Source organism: Providencia sp. PROV129, from assembly GCF_028482245.1.
Lineage (GTDB): Bacteria > Pseudomonadota > Gammaproteobacteria > Enterobacterales > Enterobacteriaceae > Providencia > Providencia vermicola.
This window is the reverse complement of sequence record NZ_JAMPQD010000014.1, coordinates 161300-183523: the sequence shown is the minus strand read 5'-3', so window position 1 is coordinate 183523 and position 22224 is coordinate 161300. Positions and strand designations below refer to the sequence as shown.

The window sequence follows — 22224 nt, the reverse complement described above, 5'->3', positions numbered from 1 at the left end:
AATGAAACGGATCTTAATGGTTGCTGCGGCAACGCTTATTTTGGCAGGCTGTCCGTCATACCCACCACAGCAACCGGTTGAGCAACCACCGATTGTCCCTATTGAGCCACAACAACCAGAGGTGACACCTCCGCCACCGCCAGATAAGGTACCAACACCACCTAAGCAACAAACAACGGACTGGTCTGCGGCGATATCACCATTAGTCGCACAAATGGTTGCAGCTGATGGTGTGGAACCTGGTAAAGTTTTGTTAGTTGATTCAGTTAAAAATAATACAAATGGTTCACTTCCTGTTCAGCTAATTACATCAAATATGATGTCCGCGGTGGAAAATACGCAGCGTTTTAATGTCGTTCCACAAGATGTGGTTAACGCAGCACGTAAGACACTGGGTTTATCTCAAGAAGATAGCCTTGTGACTCGTAGTAAAGCAATTGGTTTGGGTCGTTATGTACAGGCAAATTATGTGATTTATAGTGTGATGTCAGGCTCAAACAAAGACCGTCGCCTTGAGATGCAATTAATGGAAGTGCAGACAGGTGAAATCATTTGGACTGGAAAAAAGAATATTGAGTGACATACCGTCATTACTTGCTTTACTTTCGACACATTTCCCAGCAATTTCAGCACAGTGCTGGGAAATATCTCCCTTGGCGGGGTTGTCTGGTGGCAGCTTTTTAGTTGAAAGTCATCAATCCAATTATCTGCTTAAACTGGTTGCTCGAGCGGATACACATCGGCAAAGTGCCTTGTATGTCTCTCGGCGTAAAGAAGCTCGTATCTTACGGCAAATTCAGCATTTACCCTTTGCGCAGGCGGTGGTTGCACATAACGCCGAGTGGTTAGTTTTAGCTTGGCGTGAAGGACGACACCCTAGCGATAAAAAATTTTGCTCAGTCGAATTTCAGCGGGAACTCGCTAATACGATTGCTACTTTGCATTGTTCACCATTATTGACCTACACGTTACCCTTAAGGGCTGAAATTGCCCATTATGGGAAACGTATTGACCCACAACGTTTTTCTCCTCGCTGGAAGCGGATTCACCGAGACTTTTTACAAAAAAAGATGCCAAAGACGTTGAAATTGGCACCTGCCCATATGGATATTCATCCTAAAAATATTCTTATTCAAGAAGATGGCAAATTGATGTTATTGGATTGGGAATATACTGCAAATACCGATATTGCGTTTTCGCTGGAGACTTATTTTCAATTCAATAACTTGACCGTGCATCAGCGTCAGCAATTTCTGACGCAATATTGTGATATTCAGGGCGCTTACCATGATAAATTTCAGTTAATGCATCACTGTAATTTATGGTCTCCTTGGGTAAAATATATGACATTAATGTGGTATGAAGTGCAGTGGAATGAAAGTCGGCATTCTGACTTTTTGATACACTCTCAGCCACTACGACAATATTTCAGTTTGTTAGGCTAAATGCCTGGCAAACCTATATACAGATAATGAAATAAGTGAGGCAGGTTATGGGCCCGATAATGCTAGATGTCCAAGGGTATGAACTGGACAATGAAGAACGTGAAATATTAGCTCATCCACTAGTGGGCGGCTTAATTTTATTTACCCGTAACTTTCATGATGCAGCGCAGTTGCGTGAACTGGTACGTCAAATTCGGGATGCATCAAGAAATCGGCTCTTGATTGCGGTAGACCAAGAAGGTGGACGGGTACAACGTTTTCGCGATGGTTTTACCGCGTTACCATCAGCACAAGCATTTGCAGCACTGAATAATGAGCATGCCGGTGCCAAGCTAGCAGAAGAGGCGGGGTGGTTAATGGCCGCAGAAATGATAGCGATGGATATTGATATTAGTTTTGCACCTGTTCTGGATTTAGGTCATCAAAGTATTGCTATTGGTGAGCGTTCATTCCATGAAAATCCCGACATGGCGATGATGATGGCTGAGCGTTTTATTAAAGGTATGCATAGCGCTGGGATGAAAACAACAGGGAAGCATTTCCCTGGACATGGTGCAGTAAAAGCTGACTCCCATAAAGAAACACCGAGGGATGATCGTGCGCTTGATGTGATCCGTGGCAAAGATATGTCGATTTTTAAAGATTTTATTCAAAGGGAATTACTGGATGCCATCATGCCTGCACATGTTATTTATACGCAGGCTGATGATCGCCCAGCAAGCGGGTCGTCTTTCTGGTTAAAGTCCGTTTTACGTGAGCAACTAGGCTTTAATGGCGTTATTTTTTCCGATGATTTATCGATGGAAGGCGCAGCGATTATGGGCAGTTACCCTGAAAGAGCAAAAGCGTCCCTGGATGCGGGTTGCGACATGATCCTTGTTTGTAATAACCGCGAAGGTGCAGTGAGTGTATTGGATAACCTACCGAAGCAACAAGCTAGTCAAGCGTCGAAGCTATACCACAGTGGCCGGCAATACAGTCTGAAAGAACTACAAAGTGCGGCACGTTGGCAGGAAAGCAATCAAAAATTGGTTGAATTACATCATAGATGGCAAGAGTTTAAACAGTAATTGAAAGCAAGTACGGACGAAGCCAGTGAGATGAAATATCTGACTGGTTTTTTTTTGCACAATAATTAACCTAAATATGCAATATTTCAAATAGGAGAATGTAATAACTTTGTATCTCATGCGTTACCCGTAACGTATTAAATAATTTTTATATAGGTTAAATTTTTTGAAATTATATATAAATAAAAAAACAAAAAACGTATTTTATATTGAAAATTAATTTTTTCCGAAAAAGAACATAAATGAAACAATATAGTACTAAGAATAAGAAAAAACTATAAGCACGGCGATTAGAGCTGGTGCCAAAATTAGGAATATTAAACCAATAATTTTGTTTAAGGTTGAAATAATCTGAGGTTTACTTCCGTTATTTTCTTAATTGATTTTATTTTTGTTCATAAGCTTAACTTATTATTAAATTAATTAAGTGAATCAAATTGAGTGGATTAACCTACTGTTATTTTTAGTTATTAATTGACGCAAACGTTTTGTATAAAAATCAAACACATTATCCAACCTAGTAAACTGGATTAAAGGTGCATATTTATTTGATATTCCAAAATCCAATAAGGCATTGACAGAAGGAATGGGGATATAACAACCTATACATGAAAAAATGAGAGCATATGATTGTTGTTACTTCCAGATTTTAAAGGTTTTTTCCTTATTTCCTTAAGGTGAGTATGATTTCCTATTTATGTGTCGCTCAATTTATATAAAAGGTAAATGTCATTTATATGTGACTTTGGTCACATTTGATTAGATATTTAATGCAACTTATGTAACACGTTGTGACAGTGATCGTTTTAATTGACGTAAAATTACGATAGCATTCCTATTATGATAGTTTTATGACAATGCGTTGATAAATACAGTGCATTGAAAAAGAAAGCCATTCGCAAACAATATATTAAGTCAAATAGTGCTGTAAATTCTGAGATGTTTATTTCTCAAGGGGGAGTTTTGCCCAAAAAAAAGAGAATAAGTAACACTGCGAGTTTAAGTGCAAATTATACTTTCTATGTTGATTGAAAATTGACTGGCCTTGTTTGATCTTAACCTAAATTAAACGCTAAAAATGAGTAAGGGATTCTGATAATAATTAAAGTTAATTAATTTTTAACAATAGGGGCAACACCTTATTAACTCAAAAAGTAAACACGCATGCGGCTAAATTGCTGTATTGAATTTTTTTTATTTAAAAAATGACTTTAGTGTTTGAAATGGACGTTTTTGTTTATCGTTAAGTTAAATTGTTTTATTAAGCTAAAAATAAAAAATGGTGATTTGTTGTTCATGGCAACATGACTCAACATAAAATTAATTCAAATAATCATTAACTAGGTTAATTCCAATGAAAGTTAAAAATCTTGCGCTATTAATGCTTTCTCCTTGCTATTTAGCAGTTACTATGGCAAATGCGAGCAACTGGGAAAATTCAATCAAAGAAAACGCATTTATTGCGGACTCAGAGTTAGAGCTGTCTACTCGTAATATGTGGAAATACCTGAAAACAGAAAACCGTTTTGATAAAGACGAACAACGCTACAGAAAACAAGTCGCTAATGCATGGGGGCAAAACTTTCAAGCCGATTTTAAATCAGGTTATTTTGCTGATGTGATTGGCTTTGATGCATCTTACTACGGCGGTATTAAGTTAGGCGCGAGTAAAGACTTCGCCTCTCGTGCAATTTTATATAACGATGATGGTCATGCGAAAGGTTATAACAAAATTGGTCAACGTTATGCCAAAGTTAAACTGGATTTAGACCCTGTTAAATTTAATGCAAAAGCAGGTTGGTTTACCCTAAAAAATACGGGTATTTTTACTAACTCACAACGTCTCTCTTTAAACAGTTACAGTGGTTATTACACCAATACAGCGATTGATGATTGGAGCTTGGATTTATTATATCTCGATAAGAAAGTCATGCGTCGTGATAGTCCAAATATCGATGCAATGTATTTTACGGATGGTAATGGTGTACGACATAACGTTAATCACGTGATCACTGGTGGTATTAACTACAATACAAAACCACTGAAAGTGCATTATTTTTATGGTCAAGCGGACGATTTATTCCGTCAGCAGGGTCTTGAAGCAAAATATAAGCTGACTTCTGACTTAACGCTCGGCACACAAATTTATAATCACGAGTACGGTAGTGACGGTAAACGGACTGAAACGAACGATGCAAAAGGCAAACGTAACTTTGATAAACGTGCATGGCACTATGCAGGAACCGCTGAATGGCGTGTACCAGAAACACCGTGGACACTAAGTACTGGCTTAACCTATACCCAAGCGAAAAAAGCGAATGGTGTAGGTCAATTTGCCCGTAACCCGATTGGTAATACTCGTGGCCGCTTTAACTCACCAGCATATGCAGATATCGACTATGTACGTGATGGTGAAACCATGGTTGCATTAGCGGCAGAATACCGTGTAAGCAAAGAGCTGTCTGTTGGTGCGCGTACTAACTATTCAGAATTCAAATATGAAGGCGAAAGATTAAAGCAAGGTCAATTTGGTCTGTTTAGCTACTGGAAACCAACAGAAAACTTATCTGTGTCACTGAGTGGCGGTCTGGGTTGGCACCACCAGCAAGAAAACGACTATACCACACCAAAGCTGTATGACGGCCACTCACGTCGTGCACACTCGTTGTCAGGCTCTATGACCACAACTTATCGCTTCAAAATGTAGTCGGTAGTTGAGTGCTGTTTATAATAAAAGGATTGAAAAATGAAACATAAAATTGGATTACTGACCGTTTTGATTTCGGGAGCGCTACTTGCAGGTTGTGCTACCAAAACGGCCGACACAGTAAAAGTACAAGTTATTGGTATCAATGACTTCCACGGTGCATTACAAGCGCCAGGTGATGGTAAATTAGGTGGGATAGAATCTATCGCAACCTTAGTTAACCAGCTGCGTGCTCAAAACGATAAAACTATCGTGGTAGGTGCAGGTGACTTAGTCGGTGCGAGCCCATTATTGTCTTCTATGTTCTATGATGAGCCAACCATCGAAGCATTAAGTGCAATTGGTATGGAAACAAGCGCAGTAGGCAACCATGAGTTTGATAAAGGTAAAGAAGAGCTGCTGAGAAAGCAAAATGGTGGCTGCCACCCAACTGCAGGTTGTGTCGGTAAAGACTCTTTTGCTGGTGCGGACTTTAACTATTTAGCGGCAAACGTGATTGTGAAAGAAACAGGAGAAACCCTGTTCCCATCTTACTTTATTAAAGAGTTTGATGGTATTCCAATGGCGTTTATTGGTTTGACGTTAGAAGGTACCCCCGCTATCGTGACACCTAGCGGCACCGCAGGTTTAGAATTCAAAAATGAAGTTGAAACCATCAACAATCAAGTTAAATTGTTAAAAGCACAAGGCATTAACAGCATCGGTGTGTTGATCCATGAAGGTGCAACCCAACAAGTTGATACTAAAGTCAAAGATATTAACCGTTGTGATAATATCAAAGGCCCAATCGTTGATATCGTTAATCAATTAGATGGTGCTGTTGACTTTGTCGTTAGTGGGCATACTCATCAGGCGTATAACTGTGAAATTAATGGTAAAACGGTTATTTCTGCACAGTCTAACGGTACGTTGTTGTCTCAGCTAAATATTGAAATTGATAGAAAAACAAAAGATATTGTTAGCATTAAAGCGAAAAACATTCCAGTTGAAACAAAACGTTATGAGAAAAACCCTGAGCTAACCACTTTCGTACAAAAATACGAAAAAATTGCGTTACCAATTTCGCAAGAAGTGATGGGGTCTCTGAGTGCGGATTCAGACAAAAAATTATTGTCTGGTGGGGACTCAACGTTAGGTAAAATTATTGCAGATGGTCAGTTGTATGTTGCTTCAGCAAAAGATGCGGGTGGGGCACAAATCGCCTTCATGAACAGTGGTGGTATTCGTGCTGACATGAAAGCGGGTCAACAGACTTACGGCGATATCTTTACTGTTCAGCCATTCTCTAATGTGGTTGTGACTCAATCGCTGACAGGTGCTCAAATTAAACAAGCACTTGAACAACAATGGGATCGTGCACGTCCACAAGTGATGCCAGTGTCTAAAGGTTTCTATTATGAGTGGGATGACAGCCGCGCAGTGGGTGATAAAGTCATCCAAAGCTCAATGAAGTTAAATGGTAAACCGTTAGACATGAAGAAAACCTACCGTGTTGCAGCAAATGAGTTTTTAGCAACGGGTGGTAGCCGTTTCTCTGCCTTTAATGAAGGTAAAGACCGTGTTTACAGCGTGCCAGATAACGAAGCATTAATGCAATACTTCAAAGATAACTCACCAGTTTCAGTACCAACTGACGTGCGTATCAAAAAAATAAAATAATCCAAACTGATATTTAAATGATTGGAACCCGGGGTGCTAAGCGCTTCGGGTTTTTTATTGTTTGTTATTCATCCAGTTATCTTACCAATTAAAGATAATCAATTGTTTGTATTAAAATAAAAATGATAGAATAATGATTCTTATTATCATTAATACTGATATGAATTTAATCATATGATTGATATTTAATGGTTTCGAGCTGACTCGATTCATATGCTGATAAGAAATGATTTGACGCAGGTTGTCGATATCATAATAATCAAGTAAATTGATGTGAATCAATATTTGGTATTACCAATAGACCAAGCATGATATTCTGAACTTCTTTGGGGCAAATGAGAGTGTTAATTATTGTTATCTAAGGTTTTTATCACTAGAAATCTTAAATAATTTTAATATATTTGTTCGAGGAATTTATGACCTTATCTCAACCAAAAATCATCGTTGTTGGTGGTGGTGCGGGTGGCTTAGAGTTAGCAACACGTTTGGGCCGAAAGCTAGGCAGGAAGAAACGAGCGCAGATTACGCTTGTTGACCGTAATCCTAGCCACTTATGGAAACCATTACTACACGAGGTAGCGACGGGTTCATTGGATGATGGCGTGGATGCTATCAGTTATTTAGCGCATGCAAGGCATAATGCATTTAACTTTCAATTAGGGTCATTAACGAATATTGATCGTGAAAATAAAAAAGTCGTGTTAGGTGAATTGCACGATAAGCACGGTGAGTTACTGGTTCCTTTACGTGAGCTTGAATACGATATTTTAGTGATGGCACTGGGAAGTACATCGAATGACTTTGGTACACCTGGCGTGAAAGATCACTGTATTTTCTTGGACAATCCTCATCAAGCTCACCGTTTTCATGACGAAATGCTAAACCTATTCCTGCGCTATTCTGTGCGTGATAATGCAGAGGAGAAAGTGAATATAGCCATTGTTGGTGGTGGTGCTACTGGGGTTGAATTGTCGGCTGAACTGTACAATGCAGTGGAACAATTAACGAGTTATGGGTTTAAAGGGTTAGATACAGACGCTTTAAATGTGACGTTGGTTGAAGCGGGGGAACGTATTTTGCCTGCATTACCACCGCGAATTTCAGGAGCCGCACATCAAGAACTGAATAAGCTTGGTGTGAATGTATTGACGAAAACTATGGTGACTAGTGCTGATTCAGATGGGTTAAATACCAAAGAAGATGGCAAAATTTATGCAGATCTTATGGTATGGGCTGCTGGGATTAAAGCGCCTGACTTTATGAAAGATATTGCAGGGTTAGAAACAAATAGAATCAACCAGTTAGTTGTGAAACCGACATTACAAACGACATTGGATGACATGATTTTTGCTATTGGTGATTGCGCATCTTGTGCAAAACCTGAGGGGGGCTTTGTACCGCCACGGGCACAATCTGCACACCAGATGGCCAGTTTATGTTACGATAACATCCTTGCCATGATGAAAGATAAACCGCTTAAAGACTATATCTATAAAGATCATGGTTCTTTAGTGTCACTTTCGCGTTTTAGTACTGTTGGTAGCTTAATGGGTAACCTAATGCGTGGTGATATGATGGTAGAAGGACGTATTGCTCGTTTTGTTTATATTTCGTTATATCGCATGCATCAAATTGCACTGCATGGATATATTAAAACAGGCTTGATGATGTTAGTCGGCAGTATTAACCGAATTATTAGGCCAAAGCTTAAATTGCACTAATTTTTATTGGTGGAAAAATAAACATACGTAATAATAGAATGCACTTGATTGCAAAGGTGATCCAGTGCATTAATTTTTGATAGGACAATTCAGCTTATTGAAGTTGATATAAATCGCCAATTTATTTATTTTTATGTGGTTAAGTGGTATTTGCATTTAAACCTATTCAGATCAATCTTCAGTAAGATTAAATCGTTTAATATTGTAACAAGCATCATGGGTGATGTTTGAATAATTAAAATTATTAATGTTAATAATTGTTTTAAGAAATATATTATGAATAACAAATAGTTTTATTAAATTTATTATTTATATTTTATATAGCGGTATGTTTATAAACAAAGATAGAACTGAAAAAACACTAGGCCGAGTTTATGAACGTTGAGTGCCAGCTAGTTAATTTACTTTGTTAAATATTACACTAATAATGAATATCAGAATAATAAAATCATTATAGTTTATTGACACTAAGTTAGGATAATTCTAAAAAAATGTGAATTATCTTAGCAACGTTCGAATTCTCTCACTTAGTCGTTACAATAGATATACGGGTATTTAATAAGGGCAAATTGATGAAGCTAAAATTTAAGTTGTTATTAGCGGTAGTAGCGATTTGTCTTGTTTCGTTTGCTGTCTCATCGTTTATTCGAGAGCCTGAAGCAAAGCTCGCCACCGTCCTATCTGTTGAACCAATAAAGGCGAATCGTTTGGTTGAATATGAAAACTGTACGCTAACGGGGGTACTTGGTTCTTTTAATCAGCAGTCTTTATCGCGTTTTCATCCTGCACAAAATGAGTGCAAAATAATTTTTATGATTGAAGCCCTCCAAGGTAAAGGCGTTCCATCTCTATTTGATAATCAAAATAAAACATGCGTGAAGACACAAAGGATGGAGCTGGTGACCGTTGGTTATGATGTGGTTTATCAGATAGGTAAAACGATTGGTAAGGTTAGAACATCTTATGCACCTTCGATTTTTATACCCTTAAATGAAGATGGGCGCTTAGATTTATCGCCTTCAAATTCAATTTGTGAAACCGTACGTAGTGATGTTAAAGAACTTTTACCATTCTATTGTTTACACCAAAACGAACAACCACTCTCCAGTACTTCTGGTGTCTTGAGGCTACAACCTAATAAAAATACTTTAGGCTTTTTTGAGTAAATTCGATTTAAGGACAAGGGCCACCAAATTGATGGCCGCTATTTTTATAAGTTAAGCAAGCAGGTGTTCTTCAAAATCAGTCAATAACTGTTTGATAAAGTCAAGGCGCGTGACTCTATCGGCTAAATCATGGAAAAACTTCAAGCGTACAGGGCCATCTAAACGATACGTTTTTGGTTGGTTTTGTAACAAGCTGATCAAGAAGCTTGGGTCAACTTTGTTCTTTTCACCAAACTCAACAAAGCCACCTTTTTCATGGGCTTCAATACGTTTCACTCCCAAAGATTGTGCTTGTAGACGAATAGCAGCAGAGGTCAGTAGAAATTTCCCTGCATCGGGTAGGCTACCAAAGCGGTCGATGAGTTCTGTGCGTAATTCATTCAGTTCCTGATTGTCTTTAGCACTGGCAATACGTTTATAAAATGAAAGACGCATATTCACATCATGGATATAGTCATCTGGCAATAAGACAGGCATTCGTAATTCAATTTCAGTTTGTTGATTCGTTAAGTCTTCTAATGACGGCTCACGACCTTCTTTTAACGCATCGACTGCACTTTCTAATAATTCCATATACAATGTAAAGCCGATAGTGGTCATTTGGCCGCTCTGGTCTTCGCCCAGCAACTCGCCTGCACCACGGATCTCGAGGTCATGAGTTGCGAGCGCAAAGCCTGCGCCTAAATCTTCTAAAGATGAAATCGCTTCAAGGCGTTTTTGGGCATCAGTCGTCATTGCCTTTGGATGAGGCGTCAGCAAATAGGCATAGGCTTGGTGATGCGAGCGGCCGACACGGCCACGTAACTGATGCAATTGTGCTAAACCAAAGTGATCTGCGCGTTCAATAATAATTGTATTAGCCGTTGGAATATCAATACCCGTTTCAATAATGGTGGTACAGATTAAAACGTTAAAACGCTGATGGTGGAAGTCGGTCATGACTCTTTCTAACTCGCGCTCGCGCATCTGTCCGTGCCCGACAACAAAACGGGCTTCAGGAACTAACGTTTCAAGTCGTGCTTTGGCTTTTTCGATATTTTCTACATCATTATACAGATAATAAACTTGTCCCCCCCGTAAAGTTTCACGCAAAATTGCCTCACGGACAACTAACTCATCATATTGACGAACAAAGGTTTTTACGGCTAATCGACGTGCTGGTGGGGTTGCAATAATGGATAAATCTCGCATTCCGCTCATGGCCATATTCAGCGTGCGAGGAATAGGTGTTGCGGTAAGCGTTAAAATATCCACATCCGCACGCATTGCTTTAATACGTTCTTTGTGGCGAACGCCAAACCGGTGCTCTTCATCGACAACCAGTAGGCCTAAATCTTTCCAGACAATATCGCTTTGCAATAATTTGTGTGTCCCAATCAAAATATCGACTTTGCCATCAGCAGCATCAGCAATAATTTGTTGTTGCTCTTTAGCGGTTTTAAATCGAGAAAGCATTTCGATACGAACGGGCCAGTTTGCAAATCTATCCCTAAAGTTATCATAGTGTTGTTGAGCAAGCAGGGTGGTTGGTACTAAAACAGCGACTTGCTTATTATTATTGATAGCAAGGAACGCCGCTCTCATGGCAACTTCAGTTTTACCGAAACCAACATCCCCACAGACGAGCCTATCCATTGCCAGTGGCTGACACATATCACTCAAAACGGCATTGATGGCCATTTCTTGGTCAGGCGTTGTTTCAAAGGGGAAACCTTGGCAAAATTCTTGGTATTGCTGCTTGTCATGTTTGAATGCAAAACCTGCTTTTGCTGCACGTTGTGCATAAATGTCAAGAAGCTCAGCAGCAACATCACGTACCTTTTCGGCTGCTTTTTGGCGAGCACGTCCCCAACTATCACTGCCCAATTTATGCAGTGGCGCATTTTCGTCGGCCCCACCAGCATAACGGCTAATTAAATGCAGTGAAGAAACAGGAACATATAGCTTATCTTCTCCTGCATAGGTGAGAATTAAATACTCTGCTTTAATACCGCCAGCCTCAAGGGTGATTAGCCCTTGGTAACGGCCAACACCGTGTTCAATATGCACAACGGGTTGCCCTGGACGCAGCTCTGCGAGGTTACGAATTAAGGTATCTGTATTAATCGCCCGGCGATTATCTGTACGACGACGAACTACGCGTTCACCTAATAAATCACTTTCACAGATCAGCGCTTTATTCGCATCTGATTGAATAAAACCGCGCTCGGCTGCACCAATAGTAATCGCAAAGCGTGAGGTAATTGGGCTTGTATAGCTTTCAATGATTTCAGGGCGAATTTTTAACCGTGCTAATAACTCTGTTACTGTTTCACGGCGGCCTTCACTTTCTACAGAAAAAACGAGCGTGCCGTCAAATTGCTCACTAAATTGGCGAAGCTTTTCTAATGGTGTTTTGCTTTGCGCTTGAGTGCTGATATCAGGTAATGGCAAATAATCTAAATTGGTATTTGCCGCTTTTTTAGGTAGCGCCTCAGAAGAAAGTTGAATTCGTGGCCATTGTTTTAAATTTTGGTTGAGTTGCTCAACGGTAAGCCATAAATCTGCTGGAGGGAGCAGAGGACGCATAGGGTCAACACCACGGCTTTCATAACGTTGTTGAGTGTCAATTTGAAAACGCTCAGCGGCTTCTTGTAAATTCTGAGAAACAATCAGGCTTGAGGACGGTAAGTAGTCGAACAGTGATGGTAATGGTTGAGCAAAAAATAATGGCTGCCAATACTCAATACCTGTAGGTAATGTATTTTTGCTGACTTGTTGATAAATATGCTCAGGGTCGCGGCGTACTTCAAAACGTTCACGCCACTGACTTCGGAAACGTTCAATCGCGTCCTTGTCTGTTGGAAATTCGTGAGCAGGTAGCAAATTGATGCGAGCGACTTCTTCTAATGTTCTTTGTGTATCCACATCGAAGGTACGCAGACTGTCGATTTCATCATCAAAGAAATCAATGCGAAAGGGCAGTGAACTCCCCATTGGGAACAAATCAAGCAAAGCGCCGCGGGTTGCATACTCGCCGTGTTCTAACACTTGCTCTACATGACGATAGCCTGCTTTATCCAATTCATCACGTAAATTGTCACGTGATAATTTGTCACCTTTTGACATGACGAGTGCATGGCTCGTTAAGAAATCAGGTGGGCAGACTTTTTGCATCAAGGTATTAACAGGAAGAATTAATGCCCCTTTTTGCAAAGAAGATAGACGGTAAAGTGTTGATAAACGATGAGAAATGATTTCTTGATGTGGAGAGAAATTATCATAAGGCAATGTTTCCCAATCAGAAAGCGTCTCTACAGGGTGATATGTAAACTGTTGAATTTCATCTCGTAAGCGTAATGCATTTTGCATATCTCGCGTCACAATGACAACAGGCCCGTGATGACGTTGTATCATTTCTCCACATTCAAGTGCACCAGCCGCCCCAATAAGGCAACCTAAATGGCGAACATCGCCACTACGACTAGGGAGTTCATAACGAAATTTTGAGGACATAGAAATCTTTGGTATCTCACAGCGATTAGTTAGCAGTTAAACAAACATCAGAACAATAATAGACAGTCTTTAGATAATTAACACTTAAATAAATTAACCGATAGTTAAACTATAAAATTAACAGCAAAACAACTCATTTCAGCCTGTAATTTGTCTGAAATTCAGACAAAAAAGGGGGGAAAGCAGAAAAAAAACCGTTGAGTGGTTCCATTCATCAATCGTAGCCTTTATTATCGCTGAACACTTCGCTTTGGCAACAGGGGCATTAAAGATTTCATGCACCAATCTGTCTCATTATTTATAGGTCTGCGCTATTTGCGTGGGCGCGCAGCGGATAAATTTGGACGTTTTGTTTCCAGTTTATCGGCTATTGGTATCACTCTGGGGGTCATGGCCTTAATTACGGTGACATCCGTGATGAACGGCTTCGAACGTTCGCTACAAGATAGCATACTTGCCTATATGCCGCAGGCTATTTTAACATCGGCTTCTGGAAATATTGACCCAGCAAAACACCCTATTACAGGCTTGCAACATTTACAAGGCGTGAGCCATATTGCGCCCATCGTCCAGTCCGATGTGGTACTGCAAAGTCGCACTAATGTTGGGGTTGGGGTAATGGCGGGTATCGAACCTGATGCGGACTCACTGCTACTAGATAAACTTATTAGTGGTAACAGGAGTGACCTCAAAGAAGGACGCTACCATGTTTTTTTGGGGAGCAAATTAGCAGACACATTGGGCGTAAAACGAGGTGACGATGTCCGTTTAATTATTCCAGGTGTTAGCCAACTGACTCCGATGGGGCGTATTCCAAGCCAGCGTTTATTTACGGTTGCAGGTATTTTCCAAACAAATGGTGAAGCTGATACTAGCGAATTGATTGTTGCTGCTCAAGATGCAGCGAGAATGCTGCGTTATCCCACAGGGAATATCACGGGGTGGCGACTGTATTTAAATGAACCATTGAAAGTTGACACACTCAGTAAGCAGGTTTTGCCTGATGGACTTGTGTGGACGGACTGGCGTGAACGCAAAGGGGAGTTTTTCCAAGCGGTTCGCATGGAAAAAAATATGATGGGTTTGCTCCTGAGCCTAATTATTGCTGTTGCGGCCTTTAATATCATAACCTCACTTTCTTTGCTTGTCATGGAGAAACAAGGTGAAGTGGCAATTTTAAAAACACTGGGTTTAAAGCGTTGGCGTATTTTGGCAATATTTATGATCCAAGGTGCAGGGGCTGGTATTATCGGTACGTTGATTGGAACGGTTTTAGGGACGCTTTTGTCAAGCCAACTCAATGTCATTATGCCGTTAATTGGGTTATTACCCAAAGGGGTTTCTTTGCCAATTGTACTTGATTATTCAGGTATTTTAATTATTGCAGTTTCTGCGATGCTTATTTCACTGCTTGCGACGCTTTATCCTTCTTGGCGTGCAGCAGCAGTTCAACCTGCTGAGGCTTTACGTTATGAATAAACAACCACTTCTTGTCTGTGAACATTTAAGTAAAACCTATCAAGAAGGTTCATTGTCGACGCAAGTGTTGAAAAATGTCAGTTTCTCTATGGGGCAAGGGGAAATGATGGCGATTGTCGGTAGTTCAGGTTCAGGGAAAAGTACGTTATTACATTTATTGGGTGGGTTAGATACGCCATCAGAAGGTAATGTGATTTTCCGTGGCCAACATATTAATCAATTGTCCTCTGATGAACGCGCAGCCATTCGTAATAAAGATTTAGGCTTTATTTATCAGTTTCACCACCTTTTACCTGATTTTACTGCACTTGAGAACGTAGCAATGCCGTTGTTGATTGGCGCTACAGCAAAAGAGATTGCATTTACTAAAGCGAAAGAAATGCTCAAAGCCGTGGGGCTAGAACATCGTGCAGATCACCGCCCTTCCGAGTTATCTGGCGGGGAGCGTCAACGTGTTGCGATTGCAAGGGCGCTGGTGAATGAACCTGCGTTGGTACTAGCGGATGAGCCGACTGGGAATCTCGATTTGCGCAATGCAGATGCCATTTTTGAGCTATTAGGCGAATTGAATCGCACGCAACGCACGGCATTTTTGGTGGTAACCCATGATATGACGCTCGCTCGTCGGTTATCTCGTCAATTAGAAATGCGTGATGGCCATTTACAGCAGGAAATTACGTTGGGGGCGCGGTAATGTTTCAGTTACCTCTTACACTCCTTGCGGCGATACGCTTTAGCCGCGGGCGTCGGCGTACAGGCATGGTATCTTTGGTGTCGATTGTCTCAACATTAGGGATCGTGCTGGGTGTTGCAGTGCTTATTATCGGTCTCAGTGCCATGAATGGTTTTGAGCGCGAATTGAATAATCGCGTGCTATCCGTGGTGCCTCATGGGCAAATTTACGCAGTAAAACCGCCGTATAAAGATTGGGATTTTGCTGAGCAGGTTATTCGCAAAACACCAGGCGTTGAAGGCGTTAGTCCGTATGTGAATTTTACAGGGTTGCTTGAGCGCGGTGCAAACTTAAAGGCGATTCAAGTGATGGGGGTTTCCCCAGAAACTCAGTCACAGGTCAGTGCATTGCCGCAATTTGTGTTGAATGATGCTTGGAAAGATTTTGCCGCAGGTAATCAATCGATTATTTTAGGCCAAGGTGTTGCAGACGCATTGAATGTAAAGCAAGGGGATTGGGTGACCATCATGATCCCCAACACTGATGAAAGCTTAAAAATTCAACAACCTAAACGTATACGTGTGCAAGTTGCGGGTATTTTTAAACTCAGTGGGTTACTTGATCACCAATTAGCGTTAATACCATTAGAGGATGCTCAGCAATATCTGGATTACGGTGATGGTATTAGTGGCTTTGAAATTAAAGCAGAAAATCCTTTTGAGGCGGATAAAGTTGTCTATGATGCTGGCCTAAAGACAATGCACCACGTTATTGTGAAAAGTTGGATTGGTGATTATGGCTATATGTACAATGATATCCAAATGGTACGTAGTATTATGTACTTAGCGATGATTTTAGTGATTGGCGTGGCATGCTTTAATATTGTATCGACGTTAGTCATGGCAGTTAAAGATAAAAGCAGCGATATTGCCGTATTACGGACTCTCGGGGCGAAGGACGGGCAAATTCGTGCCATTTTCTTATGGTATGGCTTGCTTGGTGGTTTAGTTGGTTCATTGATTGGGGTCGTGCTTGGTGTTTTGGTTTCGGTTAATTTAACTAGTATTATTAAAGGATTAGAGATTGTTTTAGGGCATCCAATTCTTTCTGGGGATGTGTATTTTATCGATTTCTTGCCTTCTGAATTGCATATTATGGATGTGGTGTATGTATTAATTACTACCATTATTTTAAGTTTATTAGCAAGCTGGTATCCTGCACGCCGTGCAAGTAAATTAGACCCCGCTCGTATTTTAAGCGGCCAATAATGCTATAATAGACTAGACGCCAAGGTATCTTTCTCATCGAGATGATGATACTTGGCGTTTTTTTGTTTTTTCTCTAAAAACATTTGCTTATAGCTGCGTTTTTCAATCATTTCTTCAGTAAAATCATACCTTTTTGCGAGCAACATTAATTTTTGATAGTAGTGCCCAAGTAGGCATTCATCATCCGTCATAATGGCAAATTCAGCAAACCAACCGATGCCGTCAAGGTGGTCTACTGTAATGTGGACATCCCCAAGAAAATAAATACTACGGACTTTCGTCGTCGTTAAATGGCAATGATAGCCCAAAGTGACTAGCATATTTTGTACGTGTTGGCAGTCATCGATATTAATGGCTTTGCATTCTGAAGATGAAGGGCCTTTGACTATCCACAGTTTGATTCCAGAAGGGATCATTTCACGGACACACATACTGATATTATTATTTACAAGAGGCTGGTGAGTACTTTCATAGAAATAGTCTGTTTCTGAATTATTCTCTGTGAAAGGTTCTGCGTGGTCGGTTTTTATTTTTTGCAGGAATGTCGCGTGATCTACTAAGCGAAACTTAATTTCAGCTTCATATTTACCGATAAAATGCTCGCTCATATTAACGTCCTTATTGTGCCATCAAATTATTTAGGCGAGATCGTAGCACAGCAGGAACAACGACATCGAGTTAAATGTGTGCTAACAAATTAATTGATGGCCGATTATTCGTATCGTATGAAAAACAGGCACAACAAGGACAAAAGAAAATTACTTTTTCGTCATTTTGTCTAAGTAGCCCATGACAAAGGCTGATAACACAAAGGTCAGGTGGATAATGACGTACCACATGAGCTTGTCATTTTCGACACTTTTTAAATCCATAAAGATTTTCAGTAAGTGAATAGATGAGATCGCTACAATTGAAGCGGCAACTTTATTTTTTAGGGAAGAGGCATCCATTTTGCCTAACCAACCCAGTTTTTCGCTGCTATCAGGAATATCCATCTGAGAAACAAAGTTCTCATAGCCTGAAAACATCACCATCACTAATAGACCACCAACTAATGCCATATCAATCAATGAGAGCAGCATAAGGATTAAGTCTGCCTCAGGGATGGATAATATGTTAGGTAGAATATGGTAGAGTTCTTGGAAGAACTTAATCGTTAAAGCTAATAATGTCAGTGACAACCCAAAATAGATAGGTGCTAAGATCCAACGCGAAGCATACATTGCTCTTTCGAAAAACTTTTCCATGAAACCCCTTTAAATGGTGAATAATCATCGCAGTAAATCTGCGGGATGTATTCTAACTGTATGGGGTACTATCAAGAAAGGTTTTTTTATTGTTTTACGGTTGCGCGATTTTTGTGGCTCAATTATGAATAAATGATGAAATACTTATGATAAAAAGGTGACAAAATCGATACCCTCGATATTTTTATTTGCATTCAACTGCGTGATGCGCTCTAGTATATTAATGTTTAAATAATATAGAAAAGTGGTGTATTAACAGCGATAGAGAACAAATTTAATTATCTGAGTTGTTATACATTGGTTGCTTGAATGAAGGGAAGCTTTCGATGTTGCGATATCGTCATAGATTAAAAAAAGCTCGTAAAAATAAATGTGTACGCCGCCAGCGACTTCGCAACCGGTCTTTTTATATAGATAACAGACTAAATGATATGAAAAAAGTGAACATTGTTGTATTAACTGGTGCAGGTATTTCGGCTGAGTCAGGTATTCAAACATTCCGCTCTGCGGATGGATTATGGGAAGAACACCGTGTTGAAGATGTTGCGACACCTGAAGGTTTCGAAAGGGATCCTCAATTAGTGCAACGTTTTTATAATGAAAGGCGTAAACAACTTCAGCAGGACAATATCAAACCCAATGCGGCACATTTTGCGTTAGCGCAACTGGAAGAGTTGTTAGGTGACCATTTTTTGTTGATCACACAAAATATTGATAATTTACATGAAAGAGCGGGAAGTAAACGCATAGTCCATATGCATGGTGAATTATTAAAAGCACGTTGTAATTGGTCCAATCAAGTATTGGAGTGGAAAGGGGATTTAACGGTAGAAGACCGTTGCCATTGTTGCCAATTTCCTCAACCATTGCGACCGCATATTGTATGGTTTGGTGAAATGCCTATTGGTATGGATTATATTTATCAGTCCCTTGAAAACGCGACAATTTTTATTTCTATTGGGACATCTGGACATGTATACCCAGCAGCAGGTTTCGTCCATGAAGCAAAATTGCATGGTGCTCATACTGTTGAGCTTAACTTAGAGCCAAGCCAAGTCGAAAGTGAATTCGATGAAAAACATTACGGTTTGGCAAGTCAGGTGGTGGTGGAGTATATAAACCAGTTGATAATGGAATTACAGGTTAAAGACATCGCGCAGTAAGCATTAAGGGAAACGAAGTTTCCCTTTTCAGATTTTTTATAAAAATCAGTTAAACATTTTCATCCATCATGGCTGGCATAGTGATTTCTTTTACGCATGTTGCATTGCTGGTGCTGAGTATAAACCGCACAGCACTAACCACATCCTGTAGGGGGATCAGTTGACCTCCACTTTGTTCAATAACATCATCTACAGGCAAAGACAGCGGGTATTCAGTTGCTAAATAGCCTAAATTCAGTATTGAAATAGCAATTTTGTCTTCCCTTAAAGTTTCCCTTAATGACTGAATAATACCCCTTAATGCATATTTAGTGGCAGAAAAGGTAACCTCTTTGCCTTTATGGTTATCTAATCCCCAGGTTGAGCCAATTAAAATAATTTTGCTATTTTTTGCTAAACGTAAGTTAGGTAATAATGCTTTCAAATTGAGCAAGCAAGCACTGATATTGGTTTGGATCATATTCAGTATTTCAATATCATCGCTTGTTTCAAATTGATATTTATCACTAAAGGCTAACTTCTCCCAGATACCAACATTATAAATTAAGGTATTAATAGGTTGTTGCTTAATGGTGTTTTTAATTATGTTAGCGGACTGGTTATCACTTAAATCTGCTTGGATCCAATAAAAGTTGCTCTGCTCGAATGGCGGTTTTGAGCGTGAAACGCCATAAATAACATCATTAGGACCAGGTACACCCTCAACAAGTGCTTTACCTAATCCTTTGCTAACACCATAAATTAAACAAGTATTTGACATAATATCCTTAGTTACCTTGAAACAAATTAATGTTGTTTATTTGCTAAATGATAAGCAAATAATTATTTACCTTGTATAGCACAGTTGTTTAAAAAAATAACTGGCTAATAATGCAGTTGTTGGTTAATAGTTAACTTAATTTGACGCTTTAGGTAAGAAAAAATAACTGATTACCGACGAGATAATACACATTGAGTATTATCTTTATTATTTATGGGTTCTTTTGTGGGCAAAATGCAAACAGGTATATAAAATAAAATGCGTGAATTAAATATAATTTACGCATTATGCTAAAAAAGCACCAGCAATAACCGCAAAGCTGATTTGAAACAATAATTGAATCTGTGATCTTTCCCATAATATAGCTATTGATATTTTAGGGGGATGGGTATGGACAAACTCTTGGAGCGGTTTTTTGAATATACTGCTTTTGATACACAATCAAAACTGAATGCAAAAACAGTACCTAGTAGCACAGGCCAGCTAAAATTTGCCCGAGCACTAGCTAAAGAACTGAACGAATTAGGATTTGATCAGGTGACGTTAACCGATCAAGGTTGCTTAATGGCCTTTTTGCCATCGAACGTTGATTGGGATGTTCCTACCATTGGTTTTATTTCTCATTTAGACACAGCGCCTGATTTTTCGGGTAAAAATGTTTGCCCACAAGTTTTAGAAAACTATCGAGGTGGTGATATTGCGCTAGGTATTGGTGACGAAGTCTTATCGCCAGTCATGTTCCCTGTATTACATGAAATGATTGGCAAAACACTGATAATGACTGACGGTAAAACATTATTAGGTGCGGATGATAAGGCGGGGATCGCTGAAATTATCACGGCTCTGGTACGTTTAAAGGGCAATAAAATCCCACATGGGAAAATATGCTTAGCATTTACCCCTGATGAGGAAATTGGCCGTGGTGCCCGTCATATTGATTTTAAGCAGTTTGATGCATTGTGGGCTTACACCGTTGATGGCGGTGGTGTAGGGGAATTAGAGTATGAAAATTTCAATGCGGCAAACGTAGGTATCAAAATTGTTGGCAATAATACTCATCCTGGTAATGCAAAAGGGGTAATGGTAAATGCGCTCAATTTAGCTAACCGCATTCATTCCATGTTACCTGCGGATGAAGTGCCTGAAAATACAGATGGTTACGAAGGGTTTTACCACCTCACATCTATGAAGGGGACGGTAGAAAAGGCCGAGCTAAACTATATTATTCGTGATTTTGATCTCGCCAGTTTTGAAGCGAGAAAGAAAAATATCATTCGTATTGCTGAAAAGGTTGGAGAAAACCTTCACCCAAGTTGCTATATTGAGCTGACATTAGATGACACTTACTACAACATGCAAAGAGAGGTGATGAAATATCCCCATGTTGTTGAGTTAGCAAAACAGGCCATGATTGATTGTGGTATTGAACCTGTTGTTCAGCCAATTCGTGGCGGAACGGACGGCGCTCAGCTTTCTCATCGTGGTTTACCTTGTCCAAATATTTTCACTGGGGGATATAACTTCCATAGTAAACATGAGTTTATCACCCAAGAGGGCATGGAACAGGCGGTAGACGTTATTATGCGAATCGCTGAATTAACAGCAATTCATGCTCGTCAGCCATAAACTATTTATCTAAGGAAGCACACTCAAAATTTATTAGAGTGTGCTTCACGGGTTTATTGAAATAATACAGAAATACCACTCAGTGCCAAAAGTATCCCCATCACTAAGTTAAATCTTCTTAATATGCGAGGTTGCGATAATCGTTCACGTAATTGATGACCAAACAAAGCCCAAATCGCAACGCAAGGCCAATTTATCAAGGCGAAGACCACAGCGACTAACAATATTGAAAAATAGGGTTCCACAGTGTTGGTATACATTGCCATACCTCCAACTGCCATGATCCAAGCTTTTGGGTTTATCCATTGAAAAAGCGCAGCTTCTATGAAAGTTAATGGTTTATTTTTTTTATTATTCGCTTTGGTTATAGCGTGACTAATTGCTGTTTTCCATGCTAACCAAAGCAAATAGATAATACCGAAATATTTCAAAATGGCGTATAGCAACGGTGAAGATTGAATGATGGTCCCCATACCTAAGCCGACAGCGAGTAACATAATAAAAAAGCCACATGAAACGCCAATGCTATGGGGAACAGTACGTTTAAATCCAAAATTAACACCTGAAGTGAGTAACATGACGTTATTGGGGCCAGGGGTGATTGATGTAGCAAACGAAAATATCGATAAAGCTAAAAAAACTTCTATATTCATGATGTTATATTCTAGCGTGAAATATATAAATTAAGTTTATATTGCAAGTCTGCAAAGGTAGTTGGTTGTTAATTTAAAGTATTGTAGAAATG

Annotated in this window: 17 protein-coding genes; 12 read left to right on the top strand and 5 right to left on the bottom strand. The window is 39.7% G+C overall.

Annotated elements, in window-relative coordinates:
* Nucleotide 1 precedes the first annotated feature (1 nt).
* The 7 genes from lpoB to umoD all read left to right on the top strand — a co-directional run bounded on the left by lpoB (nt 2) and on the right by umoD (nt 9768).
* A complete protein-coding gene (gene lpoB / locus PSF27_RS10690; RefSeq protein WP_206086386.1) occupies nt 2–580 on the top strand; it encodes a penicillin-binding protein activator LpoB in 579 nt (192 codons plus the stop codon).
* Complete coding sequence (locus PSF27_RS10685; protein WP_206086626.1) at nt 573–1445, top strand: phosphotransferase; 873 nt, start codon at nt 573–575, stop codon at nt 1443–1445. Before lpoB ends, PSF27_RS10685 begins: the two co-directional genes overlap by 8 nt.
* A 47-nt stretch (nt 1446–1492) precedes the next feature.
* Entirely contained in the window at nt 1493–2515 is a 1023-nt protein-coding gene (gene nagZ, locus PSF27_RS10680) for a beta-N-acetylhexosaminidase (protein WP_272681430.1), read from the top strand.
* 1354 nt (nt 2516–3869) lie between these two features.
* Nucleotides 3870–5222 carry an OprD family outer membrane porin gene (locus tag PSF27_RS10675; RefSeq protein WP_272539438.1) on the top strand — a complete coding sequence of 451 codons (1353 nt, stop codon included), beginning with the start codon at nt 3870–3872 and terminating at the stop codon, nt 5220–5222.
* 39 nt (nt 5223–5261) lie between these two features.
* Nucleotides 5262–6881: a bifunctional metallophosphatase/5'-nucleotidase gene (locus PSF27_RS10670; RefSeq protein ID WP_206086389.1), complete on the top strand. Its 1620-nt coding sequence runs from the start codon at nt 5262–5264 to the stop codon at nt 6879–6881.
* A 416-nt stretch (nt 6882–7297) separates the two neighbouring features.
* Nucleotides 7298–8602: an NAD(P)/FAD-dependent oxidoreductase gene (locus PSF27_RS10665; protein ID WP_206086390.1), complete on the top strand. Its 1305-nt coding sequence runs from the start codon at nt 7298–7300 to the stop codon at nt 8600–8602.
* Nucleotides 8603–9174: 572 nt separating this feature from the next.
* A complete protein-coding gene (gene umoD / locus PSF27_RS10660; RefSeq protein WP_206086391.1) occupies nt 9175–9768 on the top strand; it encodes a UmoD family flagellar biogenesis regulator in 594 nt (197 codons plus the stop codon).
* A gap of 51 nt (nt 9769–9819) precedes the next feature.
* On the opposite strand, the gene mfd is transcribed toward umoD, so the two are convergent.
* Nucleotides 9820–13263 (bottom strand): transcription-repair coupling factor, encoded by a 3444-nt coding sequence (gene mfd, locus PSF27_RS10655; protein WP_206086392.1) that lies wholly within the window; start codon nt 13261–13263, stop codon nt 9820–9822.
* Nucleotides 13264–13539: 276 nt separating this feature from the next.
* Here mfd and lolC point away from each other — a divergent pair, with 276 nt between their 5' ends.
* From lolC to lolE, 3 genes are read left to right on the top strand one after another with little or no spacing between them, the layout of a single operon-like run.
* Entirely contained in the window at nt 13540–14742 is a 1203-nt protein-coding gene (gene lolC, locus PSF27_RS10650; RefSeq protein ID WP_206086393.1) for a lipoprotein-releasing ABC transporter permease subunit LolC, read from the top strand.
* Nucleotides 14735–15436, top strand: coding sequence for a lipoprotein-releasing ABC transporter ATP-binding protein LolD (lolD, locus tag PSF27_RS10645; RefSeq protein WP_206086394.1), 702 nt, complete (start codon nt 14735–14737; stop codon nt 15434–15436). The genes lolC and lolD overlap by 8 nt, the downstream gene beginning before the upstream one ends.
* Nucleotides 15436–16683, top strand: a complete 1248-nt coding sequence (lolE, locus tag PSF27_RS10640; protein WP_206086395.1) for a lipoprotein-releasing ABC transporter permease subunit LolE — start codon at nt 15436–15438, stop codon at nt 16681–16683. Before lolD ends, lolE begins: the two co-directional genes overlap by 1 nt.
* Before the next feature lie 2 nt (nt 16684–16685).
* On the opposite strand, the gene PSF27_RS10635 is transcribed toward lolE, so the two are convergent.
* Together PSF27_RS10635 and PSF27_RS10630 are read right to left on the bottom strand one after the other, a co-directional pair.
* Nucleotides 16686–17291, bottom strand: coding sequence for a class IV adenylate cyclase (locus PSF27_RS10635; RefSeq protein ID WP_272681429.1), 606 nt, complete (start codon nt 17289–17291; stop codon nt 16686–16688).
* 150 nt (nt 17292–17441) lie between these two features.
* A complete protein-coding gene (locus PSF27_RS10630) occupies nt 17442–17930 on the bottom strand; it encodes a TIGR00645 family protein (RefSeq protein ID WP_206086397.1) in 489 nt (162 codons plus the stop codon).
* 329 nt (nt 17931–18259) lie between these two features.
* Between PSF27_RS10630 and cobB the strand changes: the two genes are divergently transcribed.
* The gene (gene cobB / locus PSF27_RS10625) at nt 18260–19093 is read left to right on the top strand and encodes a Sir2 family NAD+-dependent deacetylase (RefSeq protein ID WP_272681440.1); all 834 of its coding nucleotides are present in this window, start codon (nt 18260–18262) and stop codon (nt 19091–19093) included.
* A 49-nt stretch (nt 19094–19142) separates the two neighbouring features.
* On the opposite strand, the gene PSF27_RS10620 is transcribed toward cobB, so the two are convergent.
* Nucleotides 19143–19853, bottom strand: a complete 711-nt coding sequence (locus PSF27_RS10620) for an SDR family oxidoreductase (protein WP_272539437.1) — start codon at nt 19851–19853, stop codon at nt 19143–19145.
* A 390-nt stretch (nt 19854–20243) separates the two neighbouring features.
* Here PSF27_RS10620 and pepT point away from each other — a divergent pair, with 390 nt between their 5' ends.
* Nucleotides 20244–21479: a peptidase T gene (gene pepT, locus PSF27_RS10615; RefSeq protein ID WP_206086399.1), complete on the top strand. Its 1236-nt coding sequence runs from the start codon at nt 20244–20246 to the stop codon at nt 21477–21479.
* A 53-nt stretch (nt 21480–21532) separates the two neighbouring features.
* Here the strand turns inward: pepT and PSF27_RS10610 are convergent, their stop codons facing one another.
* Nucleotides 21533–22132, bottom strand: coding sequence for a LysE family translocator (locus tag PSF27_RS10610; protein ID WP_272681428.1), 600 nt, complete (start codon nt 22130–22132; stop codon nt 21533–21535).
* Nucleotides 22133–22224: the final 92 nt, after the last annotated feature.

Excerpts from the sequence above, each read along its gene's own strand:
- lpoB (WP_206086386.1), top strand. The coding sequence starts at position 2 with ATGAAACGGATCTTAATGGTTGCTGCGGCAACGCTTATTTTGGCAGGC.
- nagZ (WP_272681430.1), top strand. The coding sequence starts at position 1,493 with ATGGGCCCGATAATGCTAGATGTCCAAGGGTATGAACTGGACAATGAA.
- PSF27_RS10675 (WP_272539438.1), top strand. The coding sequence starts at position 3,870 with ATGAAAGTTAAAAATCTTGCGCTATTAATGCTTTCTCCTTGCTATTTA.
- PSF27_RS10670 (WP_206086389.1), top strand. The coding sequence starts at position 5,262 with ATGAAACATAAAATTGGATTACTGACCGTTTTGATTTCGGGAGCGCTA.
- PSF27_RS10665 (WP_206086390.1), top strand. The coding sequence starts at position 7,298 with ATGACCTTATCTCAACCAAAAATCATCGTTGTTGGTGGTGGTGCGGGT.
- umoD (WP_206086391.1), top strand. The coding sequence starts at position 9,175 with ATGAAGCTAAAATTTAAGTTGTTATTAGCGGTAGTAGCGATTTGTCTT.
- mfd (WP_206086392.1), bottom strand. The coding sequence starts at position 13,263 with ATGTCCTCAAAATTTCGTTATGAACTCCCTAGTCGTAGTGGCGATGTT.
- lolC (WP_206086393.1), top strand. The coding sequence starts at position 13,540 with ATGCACCAATCTGTCTCATTATTTATAGGTCTGCGCTATTTGCGTGGG.
- lolD (WP_206086394.1), top strand. The coding sequence starts at position 14,735 with ATGAATAAACAACCACTTCTTGTCTGTGAACATTTAAGTAAAACCTAT.
- lolE (WP_206086395.1), top strand. The coding sequence starts at position 15,436 with ATGTTTCAGTTACCTCTTACACTCCTTGCGGCGATACGCTTTAGCCGC.
- PSF27_RS10635 (WP_272681429.1), bottom strand. The coding sequence starts at position 17,291 with ATGAGCGAGCATTTTATCGGTAAATATGAAGCTGAAATTAAGTTTCGC.
- PSF27_RS10630 (WP_206086397.1), bottom strand. The coding sequence starts at position 17,930 with ATGGAAAAGTTTTTCGAAAGAGCAATGTATGCTTCGCGTTGGATCTTA.
- PSF27_RS10620 (WP_272539437.1), bottom strand. The coding sequence starts at position 19,853 with ATGTCAAATACTTGTTTAATTTATGGTGTTAGCAAAGGATTAGGTAAA.
- pepT (WP_206086399.1), top strand. The coding sequence starts at position 20,244 with ATGGACAAACTCTTGGAGCGGTTTTTTGAATATACTGCTTTTGATACA.
- PSF27_RS10610 (WP_272681428.1), bottom strand. The coding sequence starts at position 22,132 with ATGAATATAGAAGTTTTTTTAGCTTTATCGATATTTTCGTTTGCTACA.